Origin of the sequence: Paenibacillus radicis (ex Gao et al. 2016) (assembly GCF_014641555.1) — a bacterium.
In the GTDB taxonomy this organism is placed as follows: Bacteria; Bacillota; Bacilli; order Paenibacillales; family Paenibacillaceae; genus Pristimantibacillus; species Pristimantibacillus radicis.
In genome coordinates, this window is record NZ_BMHY01000005.1 from 407,872 (window position 1) to 422,102 (window position 14,231).

12 protein-coding genes are annotated in these 14,231 nt (G+C 44.6%); 8 read left to right on the top strand and 4 right to left on the bottom strand.

Going from position 1 to position 14,231, the window contains the following annotated elements; translation table 11 throughout:
* Positions 1-8: 8 nt before the first annotated feature.
* Positions 9-1,271 carry a hypothetical protein gene (locus IEX98_RS15830; protein WP_188890165.1) on the top strand — a complete coding sequence of 421 codons (1,263 nt, stop codon included), beginning with the start codon at positions 9-11 and terminating at the stop codon, positions 1,269-1,271.
* 199 nt (positions 1,272-1,470) lie between these two features.
* Here IEX98_RS15830 and IEX98_RS15835 read toward each other — a convergent pair whose 3' ends face one another.
* Positions 1,471-1,806 carry a site-specific integrase gene (locus IEX98_RS15835; protein WP_188890166.1) on the bottom strand — a complete coding sequence of 112 codons (336 nt, stop codon included), beginning with the start codon at positions 1,804-1,806 and terminating at the stop codon, positions 1,471-1,473.
* 471 nt (positions 1,807-2,277) lie between these two features.
* On the bottom strand, positions 2,278-3,558 hold the full coding sequence (locus tag IEX98_RS15840) for a hypothetical protein (protein WP_188890167.1): 1,281 nt from the start codon (positions 3,556-3,558) through the stop codon (positions 2,278-2,280).
* Between the two features lie 536 nt (positions 3,559-4,094).
* On the opposite strand from IEX98_RS15840, the gene IEX98_RS15845 reads away from it, so the two are divergent.
* Positions 4,095-4,721: a type 1 glutamine amidotransferase family protein gene (locus IEX98_RS15845; protein ID WP_188890168.1), complete on the top strand. Its 627-nt coding sequence runs from the start codon at positions 4,095-4,097 to the stop codon at positions 4,719-4,721.
* A 153-nt stretch (positions 4,722-4,874) separates the two neighbouring features.
* The gene (locus IEX98_RS15850) at positions 4,875-6,725 is read left to right on the top strand and encodes a flagellin (protein ID WP_229692210.1); all 1,851 of its coding nucleotides are present in this window, start codon (positions 4,875-4,877) and stop codon (positions 6,723-6,725) included.
* Positions 6,726-6,783: 58 nt separating this feature from the next.
* Here the strand turns inward: IEX98_RS15850 and IEX98_RS15855 are convergent, their stop codons facing one another.
* A complete protein-coding gene (locus IEX98_RS15855; RefSeq protein ID WP_188890169.1) occupies positions 6,784-7,338 on the bottom strand; it encodes a histidine phosphatase family protein in 555 nt (184 codons plus the stop codon).
* A 249-nt stretch (positions 7,339-7,587) separates the two neighbouring features.
* Between IEX98_RS15855 and IEX98_RS15860 the strand changes: the two genes are divergently transcribed.
* From IEX98_RS15860 to IEX98_RS15870, 3 genes are all read left to right on the top strand, one after another.
* Complete coding sequence (locus IEX98_RS15860) at positions 7,588-8,280, top strand: response regulator transcription factor (RefSeq protein WP_374705354.1); 693 nt, start codon at positions 7,588-7,590, stop codon at positions 8,278-8,280.
* Between the two features lie 363 nt (positions 8,281-8,643).
* Positions 8,644-9,669 (top strand): HAMP domain-containing sensor histidine kinase, encoded by a 1,026-nt coding sequence (locus tag IEX98_RS15865; RefSeq protein ID WP_229692225.1) that lies wholly within the window; start codon positions 8,644-8,646, stop codon positions 9,667-9,669.
* A 107-nt stretch (positions 9,670-9,776) separates the two neighbouring features.
* Positions 9,777-10,961, top strand: coding sequence for a polysaccharide deacetylase family protein (locus tag IEX98_RS15870; RefSeq protein ID WP_188890171.1), 1,185 nt, complete (start codon positions 9,777-9,779; stop codon positions 10,959-10,961).
* A gap of 98 nt (positions 10,962-11,059) precedes the next feature.
* On the opposite strand, the gene IEX98_RS15875 is transcribed toward IEX98_RS15870, so the two are convergent.
* On the bottom strand, positions 11,060-12,109 hold the full coding sequence (locus IEX98_RS15875; RefSeq protein ID WP_188890172.1) for a 2,3-butanediol dehydrogenase: 1,050 nt from the start codon (positions 12,107-12,109) through the stop codon (positions 11,060-11,062).
* A gap of 193 nt (positions 12,110-12,302) precedes the next feature.
* Here IEX98_RS15875 and IEX98_RS15880 point away from each other — a divergent pair, with 193 nt between their 5' ends.
* Positions 12,303-13,373, top strand: coding sequence for a LacI family DNA-binding transcriptional regulator (locus IEX98_RS15880; protein WP_188890173.1), 1,071 nt, complete (start codon positions 12,303-12,305; stop codon positions 13,371-13,373).
* A 101-nt stretch (positions 13,374-13,474) separates the two neighbouring features.
* Entirely contained in the window at positions 13,475-14,041 is a 567-nt protein-coding gene (locus IEX98_RS15885; RefSeq protein ID WP_229692211.1) for a CatB-related O-acetyltransferase, read from the top strand.
* Positions 14,042-14,231 lie beyond the last annotated feature (190 nt).

The window sequence follows — 14,231 nt, forward strand, 5'->3', positions numbered from 1 at the left end:
TGTATCCGATGGATTTCTTTTTTGACGGATTTATATCGAGAGAGGTTTTGAACAACTTTCTGTCACGTGCCGTGACGCATTGCGGCATTGGCGAGGATAACAGTCTAGCTTCTTCAACCTTTGAGGACGATATTCGGATGTTAAAGAATGAAGGCGCGAAGTTTATCGGACGGGCTTCCTATGTGTGGGACAGCACGGATGATGAGCGGCATTTCCGGATTGCGAAGGAACGTGCAGAGCGCGCGCATGAGGTGGATCCGGACTTTATTTTACAGGCCTGTGTATTCGAATGCATTCAGAAAAGCTTCGTAAACTCAGTCCAAATACCAGCATGGGTGTTTGAAGCTTTTGGACTTGATGTGGAAGACCGCTATTTCTCCTATGAGAATATGGTTTTTGAAAATGGCAGGTATATCAACCAGTGGGGGAAGGACTCTTCGGTAGAGGATATCAACCGTTTGGAATCCCGGTTATGGATTTACTACCGGGCATGTTCTTATATCCGTGCAGGGTTTGAAGGCATTCATTTCGGACAGGTGCATTTGATCGGTGCGGAGGATGAAGGCTTCCATTACTTCAAAGAGGTAATCGGTATGATCCGGGATTATGCCAAGCAGCATGCCCGCCGCCATTACGTCTTATGTGATGCGCATACGCACGGAATCAGCGTGGACGGTGTCAGCCTATTTGACTATAACTGCTTTCCAATCCGTTTAAAGGAAGTCATCGATAAGCCAATGGAATGTATCTGTGAAGAGGGATATTTGGACAGCCTGTTCGCACGCAGTGCAGCAGGAGTATCCCCAAGCGGCTGGGCGGCGGATTCGATGCCGTTTATCGTAGAGTTTGACAATTTCGGCCGGGACCGTGCTCGCGGAGTGCCGAATCATGAAAGCCATTTTGCCTGGGGCTATGATGAAATTACATGGTTTGCCCTTCTCAGGGATGATGCTCGTGCCGAATTTCTGCGCTATATCGATCAATGGGTGAATGAGCGCTATCCGGAGGGATGGGTTCAGATGCCATCACGCCGCATCATGACAGAAAGCCTCAAGAGAACTTATGCATCCCAAACACTGACTGCAGACAGAGTAGCAGAGCTTGCTCCGGTAGAATATATAACGGCCTATGCAAAATACGAGGATTCCTACGATATCTACCGTTGGTATTACAGTGCGAACCGTCCTTCTGATGGCTGTCCTTATGGATTTGGCGATGAGGATGTCATTAAGGAATTGTTTGCCTCAAGGGGCTGTACAGAGAAAACATAAGCAGCGTCGAGTACACCATATTGATGGGGTGGCGAGCATAGCTCGTGAGGGTTCAAATCCCTCCGACCGCATCCTGATTCAAATGCGATAACCTTTGATACGTCAGGTTTTTGTGTGCTTTAGGAGATATTCAATTTTAATCGACTCCATCATGTTTCGGTTTCTGGTCACGGATTGGTCACAGAACTTTAATGCTCATTTACCATGCGATGACTAGGTATTCGCATCGTTGTTCATTAACTGTAGATGCATGGAACAATGTTTTTGCTAATGAGTTAGAGGCAACGTCTTGCATATTCGGAAGAAGATGCGAGTATGTGTCCAATGTCATTGTAATGGATGAATGACCTAGACGCTCTGAGACGATTTTAGGATGCACGTTTTGCTGAAGAAGTAGCGAGGCATGAGTATGGCGTAAGTCGTGAAAAGTAATATGTGGTACTTCAGCTTCTTTCTTATATTTTGCGTATGCAGGCTTTCCTTTCTCCTTGCATACAACAAGTCCGTTATCTTCATAAATATCTCGATATTGCATTTTTTCTTCCTGCCTTCTCTATTAAGATATAATTATAGAGCTGGCGATAAAAACGTCACCTTTGATTTTGGCATATCCGCAACAGATATAAGATGCAATGTAAAGGCTGGGAAACGCCAGCTTAAATACAACATCGAACAGATTAAGACAGGAGCTCGGACGGACATTCGTCGACGATTCGATTTCGGTGGTCTTTATGAACGTGTCTTCTTTTATAAGGGAGTGACCGAGAAAGATGAATACGTCAGGTTGGTCCGAAAGTTCAACATTAATGTAGTAGGTTATTTCGGAAACACCGCAGGTTATGATGGCTTCAAAGGGCAGGATATTGCTGTTATGGGTACTCCACACGTAACGAATATGAATACTTGCTAACATTAGCGTGCTTGGGGTATATAGCGGGGCTTATGGATCAGACATTTGTTCTAATTATGTATATAATTAGAACAAATGTCCCTTTACGAATTTTAATTAGAGCATAATATTACAGCCATATAAGAAACGCATTAGTTCTATATCATGAAAGTTCTGCCATTCGGGCGGAATATCTGCTATCCCTTCTCTATGTACAATATATAAGTAAACTTTAGCCTCATCTGAAAGATCATAAAATGCTGTTTTATTAAAGTATATATTTATTGAATTAATCAGTAGTTCCTTTATGAAATTCCATAAATACCATAGTTGTAACTTTTCGTTTTCACATGAATCATACATCTTTTTTAATTTATCAATACTAATAATTCTTTTGCTTTCTTTATAATAAGAAACAATAATATATGGCTTTTTACTATTTATTACATTGACAAAACATAGTATATCTTCATACTCAATAACTTCTGAAAGAGAAAGGTTAATCCTCTCAATAGGCAATTCAAAGATAATGGTTTCTAACTTAGATTCTGCTTCCTGTGTTTTTAATCGTTTAAGTTCATTTAACATTTTCAACATTAAGGGATAGAGCCTAAATAATGTTTCAACTGAATGATGATAGTTTCTAAAATATTCAGATTGGGAGCCATCAGGACTACATATAGCGTACTTGTTGTTACGAATAAGTTCCGCCATATAGAAAATGTTCATAATTTTATAATAAATGTCAAATGTAATAGCCTTTAATGAATACTCGATATTTTGAATACTTGTTCCCGAATAATCAGTATTTCCATCCTTTTCAATATCAGCAAATAGTTCTTCATCATGCTTTTTGCAAAAAGAGACTGTAACACTCGCATTTTCAATAGGGATTTCTGAGTAAAACATTGAAATATCTTTATTTAGTGCGTCCTCGTTAGGTACTTTATGATCATTAAATCCAATTACTTTGTCACCAAAACTTAAGTTTCTCAGAACGTTATTCTCAGTCAAAGTATGAGAATGTCGCATGTGGTTACCATGATCACAATCACCAAACACTTCATGAGCAGAACAATAAGCAATATTTTTTTTATTTACAGATGCTTTTTCTACTTTACTGCTTATCAATTTACTGTCTTTTTGCAAATAGAATTGATCAAGCTCTTCCTCTATTACTCCAGGGTTCTCTTTTCTAAATTTAATAGCTTCTTTATGTTTTGTTTTACAACAGTCTTTGTACTGTTTCCCCATTAAGCAAACACACACTTCCTCATCTATAGGTAAGTATGATTTTGCTGAAAACTTAGGATAATTATCTCTATTAAAAAAATCTTCATATGTGTTAAAAATATGCTTATATTTCCTAAAAATACCTTCATCTTTTTGAAAGTCCAACTTAATTGCCCCCAAACATCTTATTATGTAAAATTATAAAATCGTAATATTAGTTTGAAAATAGTATCATTTCGAGGATCAAGCAATTTCAACGTCAGGACTTCCTATCTTATACATAAATTATATCATGATTCCAAGCTTCATATTAGGTAACGAATACATATATTCATTGCGAAAGATTTCACTCTGAAATGGTCACAACCGTGGTCACAAACTGGTCACGTACTGGAAGGAATCTTATGAAATAAAAGTCCATAGAAAATGAAAGTAACCGAAAACCTTGATACATAAGGGTTTCCGGCTATTCAAGGAATTAAGCGGTCGTGGTGGAACGGCAGACACACCAACTTGATGGAATGGAGAGGCGAGTCTAATTAGGCTTCGCTCCTTTTTCTATCAACGCAAGCAATTGAATATTACCCGGTGTAACAACTTCACTGACAGCAGCTGTCAGTGAAGTTGTTTTATTATGAACTTAACCGCTCATTACGATGAATGGTTGCTGTTATTAATGAACTTTATGAGGAGCGTTCGAGATGAATAATACGGTATATCTTTACGTGTTTGATACGATGTCTGATTGGGAAGCAGGTTACTTAACTGCTGAATTGAATTCGGGAAGATACTTCAGGCAGGGGCTGGCGCCCGCAAAAATAGTCACGGTAGGAATAGAAAAGATTCCAGTTACGACAATGGGCGGATTGAAAATAATTCCAGATGTTAAGGTGGAGGAGTGCAGCATTAAAGATATCGATGCATTGATTTTGCCTGGTGGAAATACATGGACAGAAGCTATTCATGAGCCTATATTAAAAATTGCCGGGATGTGCATAGAGCAAGGAATAGTAGTTGGAGCCATTTGTGGTGCTACCTTGGGGCTTGCTGGAGCAGGATTGTTAGATTCACGTCCGCATACAAGCAATGATTTGGCCTATCTTAAACTGATTTGCCATTCTTATAAGGGTGAAGAGTATTACAAAGCGGAATGTTCTGTAACGGACGGGAAATTGATCACTGCATCAGGAGTAGCGCCATTAGAATTTTCTGTTCATGTGTTAAAAGCGTTAGATGTATTTACTCCAGAATCATTAGACGCTTGGTATGGGCTAAATAAAACGCATGAGTCGAAGTATTTCTATGAGTTAATGAACTCCATCCAATGAGCTATAACCGGATAGTGACCTAAAAGAACATAAAGATGACGCCAGGATATCCTGAGCGTCTATTTTATTCCATAATAAGCATCAAAAAAATCATAAATGTCATATATTATTGTCGGTTTTTAGGAGAATATGTTATGGTAGTAGTGGGTAATCATGACAATCATTAATTTCTTTTACAAGGAGCCGATTATGAGAATCACCCATAACATATCCGCATTAAATGCTGACAATATATTGAAGAAAAATAATGAAAAATTGTCCAAATCATCGGAAAAGCTGGCTTCGGGCTTGCGTATCAATAGAGCTGCTGACGATGCAGCGGGTCTATCGATTTCGGAGTCAATGAGAGGGCAGATTCGAGGGCTGCAACAGGCAGAACGTAACGTACAGGATGGCATATCGGTCGTTCAGACCGCCGATGGCGGTATGCAGGAAATTTCGAACATTATTGCCCGGCAGAAGGAGCTGCTCGTTCAGGGGATGAACGGCACTTATTCCGATCAGGACAAGCAGATGATCGAACTAGAAATACGCCAGCTTAATGAGGCAATTGATAGTATTGCAGAGTCGAACACGTTTAACACAATCAATCTTCTCGCCCGCAGCGATTATCAGATCTATGCGGACCGTTCGAGTACCGATACGACAATGAACATCAGCGATCCGCCGACCGATATTTACATTTCGAAAAGCCCAATTTACGCACCCGCAGGGACGCCAGGGACACCGCGTCAAAAAACTAGGGACGTAGATACGACCACGACGACCCAGACCTACTCCAGCACAAGTCAAACGACGCCTAAAGTATTTCCGGATGGAAGAGAAGGCTATAACGATTATAAGGTCGATACTCAAACGACTACCAAAACGGATACGAATACGAAGGTTTATGAAACGACGGCCCCTACAACGAACCCCGTTTATACGGACCCGGCTTATTGGTATACCGTAGGAAGAAATGATACCTATTTTGGCTCAGCGCATCATTCGCAATTGTATGGGAATATGGTTGAGAATATTGAAGTTGACGGAGTTTCAAGAGCGTTGGAATATGGGAGCAGAACAAATCCCGGAACGGTTCCGGCAGTTGATCATTTTGTTTTTCCCAATACAGACATATCCGTAACCAGATACCGGACGATAAATGCAGACAATTCGATCGAAATTAGATATGAAATGAAAAATAACGGGACAACGGATTCAACCGTTAATATGAGCAACAGCTTGAATCCGCCTAAAAACGCAGTGATGTTTGACGATACAGGAAATCCTCTCCCGCCAGGCAATCATGTCATCTCACCGGTGTCCGGTAACGTCTTCCATATGGAAGGTGAAGAAGCGAATGCGAGTGTTGAATTTGATGATGGACTCGGACTTGCAGCGCCAACAGGGCTCACCATTAATAATACGGTGCCAGGGGAGCCGCAAATTAATTTCAATTGGGAGTACAATTTGGCACAAGGCCAGAGTATGACCATTGGATTTAAGTACGGTCCACTATCGCTATCGCCCAATATTGATGTCCTGGAGCATACAACGGAAACGGAGGTAACCAAGCATATTGAATCCGAGGTTGTGACAGACATTACCGATATAGACTATGCCCCTCCGCAACTTGTCATTCAGGCGGGAACGAAAGCGCACGAAACCATCGAAATCCCTTTATTCAATGTCAAAGCTAGCGGTCTAGGGATATCGAATATCGGATTACTGCCGCCATCAATCCCTGCGCAATCACTTGCTCAGACAGAAGGTGCTCTAGCTAAAATAAGCAATGTCCGGGCGATCCATGGCTCCTTGCATAATCGAATGGAGCATACGATGAACAATGCAGCAAATTATTATGAAAATTTAGCAGCTGCAGAGTCGAGAATTCGGGATACGGATATAGCTAAAGAAATGGTTAATAACACGTTGTCCAACATTGTATCTCAATCCGCGCAAGCCATGCTGGCTCAAGCGAACAACAATCCGCAAGCAATTCTGCAATTGATGAAAAGCTAAGACTGACCTGAACCTGCCTGAATGGGCAGGTTTTTTAGTATGGACGCATGGCGGTTGATTATCCCCAAATACACTCCACTTCAATAAGCTTTAGCCGGTCGAAGCTTAACTTATAAATATCTGGCATGTCCAGCTGTCTCCAGAATTCGAAATCGAATCTGTTGTCCAAGGCATTCATAATTAAAACCATAATATTGCCATGCGTCCCGATTGCTATATTCTCACCTTCGTATCGTTCCAGTACTTTATGGAGCGCTCGAACTCCTCTCTTCTGGGCAATAAGGTTGGATTCTCCTCCTTCCCAGGAAAAAGAAGGATCTGCCCACACCTTTTCTATGGCATGGTTAAAGTCATCGACAGGTTTAGCAGATAATAATCGTTCTTTAAATTCCTCTTCTATGACGATATTAAGACCATGTATTGCAGCTAACCCTTGAACCGTTTGAATGGCTCTTTTATAGGGGCTTGAAAGAACGACAGCAATCTTTTCGTTTTTCAGTATGTCCGTAACTTTAAGGGCATCCTCTATTCCTCGCTCAGATAAGGATCTATTCAATTCGTCAATAGAATAAGCAGAATGAGCATGCCGAACAAAATAAAGAGTAGTAACCAACGAAGTCACCGACCAATCGATATAGGATGTAACCATATTTTAATTTATTTATAAAAGTATTGTATCGCTAGTCGAAAATAAACATTTTTATCACAAGTAGAGTTTTGTATAATAAATCATAGAGGGACTGGTAACATGCCCCCTGTTGCTGCGCAAATACATAACAAGCCATTGCGACCAGCTGGCTTGTTTTTTTATGCATACGGTGTTCGAAATTGTCTACGCAAATAGAAAGAGGTGCGGTTGCAGATGGAAACGATCCTGTTGGTAGATGATGAGCAGGAAATTATAAAGCTGATGGAGCTCTATTTAACGAATGAAGGCTATCGGCTGCTTAAAGCGTCTGATGGCTTGGAAGCGTTGGAGCAGCTGCGTCATAATCATATCGATCTGATTATTCTGGACGTCATGATGCCGCGGATGGATGGCCTGGAGGCTTGCATGAAAATTCGCGAGGAGCATCATATTCCGATTATTATGTTGTCGGCCAAAAGCCAGGATATCGATAAAATCGCCGGGCTTAGCATTGGGGCAGACGATTATGTGGCCAAGCCGTTCAGCCCGTTGGTGCTGGTGGCGAGGGTGAAATCGCAGCTGCGACGCTATAAAAGATTCAAGGGAGCCGAGGCTAAAAATGCCGATGAAATCATCATCGACGATCTCGTCATTAATACGGCTATGCATACGGTATTCGTCGACCAGCAGGAGGTTAAGCTGACACCGCGTGAATTCGCGATTTTGCATCTGTTGGCTATTAACCGAGGCATCGTACTTAGTATGGATAGAATTTACGAAGCCGTATGGAATGAGCCGTTCATGGAGTCGAAAAATACGGTTATGGTCCATATTCGCAAGCTGCGGGAGAAGATTGAGAAAAACGCACAAACCCCGAAATTCATCAAGACGGTATGGGGCATCGGTTACAAAATGGAATCGCTATAGAACGAAAGGGCGGCGATTAACGTGGACGTACAGCGGAAAAGAATTCTGCTGCTTATTGGGGCTGTTGCGGCCTTTATAATCGTGCTGGTGGGGCGGGCCGTCTTATCCGTACTTATTCAGATCGAGCCCTATGATTACCCGCTCATTTGGATGGTGGAGCATATCGGTTCAGGGCCGATTATGCTTGTAACTGGTTTGCTGCTCTTTGCCATCTTTTATTTCGGGATGCGTGACCGGATGCGTAACAGCAAGCAGAGAACCTCCAAGGCTGAACGGGAGCTGGAACAGCTAGAGGCAAGAGGGAGCGGGACAGGACTATTTCGGACGCTGCGGTGGAGGTTTTTGCTCATTTTCATCGTCAGCATGGTTATAACCGGATGCCTGCTCGTCATCGGGCATGCTTTTATTTCTTATCTGATTTTTAAAGATCCGCATAACCCGGGTTTAAAATGGATCATTAACAACGTCGGCTCGCCCATATTAATGACGATTAGCGGAATTCTGCTGTTTTTTATCGTGTTTTATTTGACGACAAGCTCGATGATCGGTTACTTGAAGCAGATTACGACAGGCTTGCAGGAGATTGCCAAAGGACAGTTGGATCATTCCATTCCGGTGAAAACGACGGATGAGCTTGGACTGCTGGCCCATAATATCAACCGGATGAGCCGGCAGCTCAGCCTCTCAATCGAAGAGGAGCGTAACGCCGAGAAGGCGAAAAACGATCTGATTACCGGCGTATCCCACGACTTGCGCACCCCGCTCACTTCTATACTGGGTTTCCTGGAAGCCATCGAAGACGACCGCTATAAGGATGAGGTCGAGCTGCGTTACTACGTCAATATTGCCCATGAAAAATCACGCGGACTGAAGCGTCTGATCGATGATCTGTTTGAATATACCAAATACAATAATCAAGATGAGCTGGATATTAGGGAGCTGGACCTGATTGGCTTCCTTCGCCAGTTGGCTGAGGAATTTGTGCCCAGTCTGACCAAAGCGGACATGGTTTGCCGAATTGATGCGCCGGACGGAGCGATGTTAATTGCTGCGGATGGAGAAAGTCTCGTACGTGCTTTCGAGAATCTTATAGCCAACGCTATTAATTACGGCTCGCAGGGCAAATATCTCGATATCCGCGTTTCAATGGAAGACCAGCAGGCGATCGTCGCTTTCGCCAATTACGGGGAACCGATTCCGAAACAGGAATTGCCGCGCCTATTTGAGCGCTTTTACCGGGTGGAGCAGTCACGCTCCAAGCATACGGGCGGAAGCGGTCTTGGACTGGCGATCGTGAAAAGCATCGTCGAACGGCATCAAGGCTCTATTTCGGTTCGAAGCAGCAAGAAGGAGACGGTGTTCGAAATTCGGCTGCCGCTCCAACCTTAAACCCGTTTAAGCGAACGTTAAGGATTTGATAAGCTTTTCCGCCGGAAGGCGTTAAGAAGCGCCCTCTATACTTATCCCTATCGATAAGAAATAGAGGGGGCTTTATTTTGTTTAAAATTCGTCATGTCTTATTACTGCTAGTGCTGTTAGTTGGTCTTCTGAGCGCATGCCAGCAGACATCCAATCCGTCAACGGAGGTAGGCTTTGTCGTCAATGGCGTGAAGCTGGCGGAGCCGCCGGCTGTAACGATGAAAGACGGACAAATGCTGGTGTCTTCAGCGTTTATTGAACAGCATTTTCAGAAAAAGATTGAAGCAGTGGCCGCCTCTGCAGAAACGGGCAGCAGTTCGGTCTACTATTCCAACAAAGTTGCCGTATTGATGTACCATGATATCGGAACAAAGCCGGCATCCGGGACGAAGCAGCTTTCGAGCGAACGGTTTGAAAGCCAAATGTCGCTGCTGAAGGAGAATGGCTTCCATGTGATCGACATCGGGCAATATACGGAGTTCATAAGAAACGGAGGATCGGTTCCGGATAATGCTGTGCTGCTGACGTTTGACGACGGCTATGAAAGCTTCTACAACGTGGCCTATCCGGTGCTAAAGAAATACGAATATCCGGCTGTGAATTTCGTAATCGTATCGGCTATTGATAAGCGAACGGGTTTGGCTAAGCTGACCTGGGATCAGATGAGGGAGATGCAGAAGTCGGGCATGTCGTTTTACAGTCATACGTATGATTTGCATCATTACGGGGAAGCCGATGCGGACGGAGGGACGAAACCGCTAATGACCGTTCGTCTTTATAATAAGGAAACGGGGAAGACGGAGACTGATGCCGTTTATGTAAAGCGAATTGTCAATGATCTGGCTTTAGCGGAGAAGCGTTTGAAGGAGGAGCTGGGAAATGAACGGGGCATTTTAGCATTTCCATATGGTGCATTCAACGAAGAAGTGCTGAGAGAGCTGGAACCGCTCGGGGTTGAGCTTTCATTCACGGTGAAGGAAGGGTTGAATGCTGCCGGGCAGGTCAATGGCTTCCGTATGAATGGAGCGAAGGATGGCGAGACGGCAGAGCAGTTGATCGATAAACTGAAGCGCGGGGGGAAGTCTGCCATCGAAGGGGACGCGGTTGGCATCCGCATAGATGGTGAAGAAGCCGTGTTTACAGGCATGCTGTCAGTGAAAGAGGAAGAGGGACTGATGATTCCGCTGCGGGAATTTTGCAATAGCTATCAGATTGAAGTCCATTGGGACAATAAGAAAAAGCAGGTATCGCTGAGATCGTAGTATGGTGCAAAAGCAGCGTCACGGCTCCAGTCTAATACGAAAAAAAGGCGGGCGCCCCTGAGGGAAGCTCGCCTTCTGTTTTTACCTTATAGCAGCGCTTATTCCGCTTTTACAAGTATCTTCACATGATTTTTCTCTTTCAGCAGAGCTTCAAAGCCCTCTCCCACCACATCGTCCAGCTTGATCCGTTTGGTGACCAATTTTTCAGCCGAGAAGTAGCCCTGCGCCATCAAGCTGATAACGGCTGGAAATACGTTTCGGTAGCCGATGATCCCTTTGATCGTCCGTTCCATCATGACTACGTTGTTAGGCTTAATAGATGCTTCCTTCTCGAAAATGCTGACGATCATCAGCTCGCCGCCGATTTTCGTCGAATTAAGCGCTTGTGTGAGGACAGGCGGTACGCCTGTGACCTCGTAGGCGACGTCGGCTCCGCCGTTCGTCCGTTTATGAATTTCATCCACCACATCATATTGTTGCGGGTCAATGACGATGGCGCCAAGCTCAGCCGCCTTTTGCTTACGTTCAGGGGACAGCTCGACGGCATAGATTTCGGCTGCGCCGGAAGCTTTCAAAGCTTCAATAACGAGCAGGCCGATTGGGCCAGCGCCGAATACGACTGCTTTATCGCCGACTTTAAGCTTGCTTTGACGAACAGCGTGGAGCGCAACAGCGGAAGGCTCGACAAGAGCGCCTTGCTCATAAGAAATGCTGTCCGGAATTTTGTGGACCATGTATTCTTCAGCAGCTACATATTCGGAGAAACCGCCGCCGCCTCCAGCAAGACCGAGGAAGCCCATTGTGGAACAAAGGTTGTAGTACCCGGCTTTGCAGGCATCGCATTTGCCGCAAGCATAAATAGGCTCTACAACGACGCGATCGCCAACACTTACTTTCGTTACGCCCTCGCCAATTTCGACGACTTGTCCGGAAAATTCATGCCCCATTACGATAGGGGCTTTTTCACCAGTGATGGGATGAGGGGCGTTCTCTGGAATGAAAATTGGGCCAGCTGTATATTCATGCAAGTCGCTGCCGCAAATGCCGCACCATTCGACTTTAATCTTTACTTTGCCAGGTTGAGCGGCGGGTTCTTCAATGTGATCAAGACGCAAATCCTTCTGGCCATGCCATCTTAATGCTTTCATCTCGTTCATCTCCCTGCAATATAGGAATGCAAATACGACACTTGTATTTTCGGAAATATACAAGTCATTTAGGAAACGTTTCCGTAAAATACTATGTCACTAAATCGACAATTTGTCAACGGCGATGAGACATCGATAAAGCCATATTCAACATCAAAACCAGCTATGGTATACTGAAAAACAGTTCATGTAAATGATCGTGGAAACGATTTCGATCAGTTGGGAAGTGCTGGATTTGGACAAAATTAAAGTGACAATCGAAGATGTAGCTGCGCGAGCCGGTGTAGGGATTGCAACGGTATCTAGAGCGATTAACAATATGGGCGGCATTAGCGCCAAGACGAAGGCAAAGGTGCTGGAAGCTGTCGAGGAGCTGGGATTTATTCCGAACTCCAACGCGCAAAATTTAAAGCTTCGTCAGACGAAGCAGATCGCGCTCGCTGTACCAGATGTTCGCAATGCCTTTATCCCGGAAATTGCTTATTCCGTCGAACAGGTTGCGAAGCATTACGGTTATCGCGTCATTCAGATTAATACATTGGGAAATGTAAGATCGGAACTGGAGCTGCTGCGCGATGTGAAGAAGCTTCATGCAGACGGACTTATTATTTTACCGCTCGCTTATCCAGAGACACTCAAAGACTTGATCAATAAAGCGAGGCTTCCGATCTCCATCATTAATTACGGAAAGAAGCTAAAAACCGAGATTAAAGCCGATATTGTCAGTCTTTCCACGCAAGAGGGACAGCTCGTTATGGAGCACTTGCAGCGTATAGGCAGAACGAGAATCGGTTACGCGGGCGCGCCAAAGGAAATTATTGAGGAGCGGTACTTTGCCTATGAAGATGCGCTGGATCACGTCGACCGGTCTTTGGTCTATTTCGGTGACGACTTTTCAATCCAGACAGGGGCCAGAGCGGCGGATTATTTCGTAGGTTTGACCCATATGCCCGACGCCATCTATGCCGGTAATGATATGGTTGCCGTGGGGCTGCTCAATCGCTTGAAGGAGTTAGGTATTCGCGTTCCAGAGGATATCGCCATCGTTGGCATCGACAATAATCTATTGTGTACCATCACGACGCCACAGATCAGTTCGGTCTCTATTATGGGCGCAGAAGTAGCCAAAGTGGCAACGGAGCTTCTGCTGCAGCGAATTCAAGAGCAGAAAACCGGCTTTTACGAGCGGGTTCAGTTTGAGCCTAGACTGATTGTTCGTGAATCCAGCCTGGCGCGTACCCGCAGCACCCAGCAAATCGAGTAAAGGGTAAGGGAAGCGGCCTAGTCCCATTCGATCCTTCTCTGAATATTCTACAAAGAAGAAGTAGAGTGTAAGAGAAGGAATACCGATAGGGAAGTGATGCAATGGGAATGGAGTCGCTGCTGGCGATTCATCCGCCAAGGTTTTTGAATGGGAATACGTATATTGGCCCTTACACATACGGTACGCCGGTCGTATTGGCCTATAGCTCAACCAATACAGTCGTCATCGGCAAGTTTTGCTCAATCGGCGGAACGACAATTATGCTGGGAGGAAACCATCGTTATGATTGGGGGACGACCTATCCGTTCAGTGCATTTATGCCTGAGCACGGTCATACTCCCGGCGTTACCTGGTCCAAAGGCAATGTCTTGATCGGTCACGATGTATGGATCGGCATCTGCTCTACCATCATGTCCGGCGTAACGGTGGGACATGGCGCGTGCATCGGCACAGGCTCGGTCGTCACCAAGGACATTCCTCCTTATGCTATTGCAGCTGGCAATCCGGCCCGCGTCGTCAAGTATCGTTTCCCGCAAAATATTATCGATGGCCTCCTTCGCATCCAATGGTGGGACTGGGAGCCGCATCAGATCGAACCGGCCATTCCGCTGCTGATGTCGAATGATTTTTTCGGATTGTTCCGCTATGCGAAATCGATAGGAAAATAAGCTGTCCAGCCGCCGGTATTCCTTACAGGCGGCTCTTTGTTATGCAGGAGAGGCTCCATATTGTTGCTAAAAACCGTTTCGGAAACGTTTGCAAAAAAGACATTTACAATATTTTCTTGTTGTTGTAGTATTTGAGTAGATATTTTCGCAAACGTTTCCGAAAAGGGGAGGAAGCAATCATGGCGCGCTG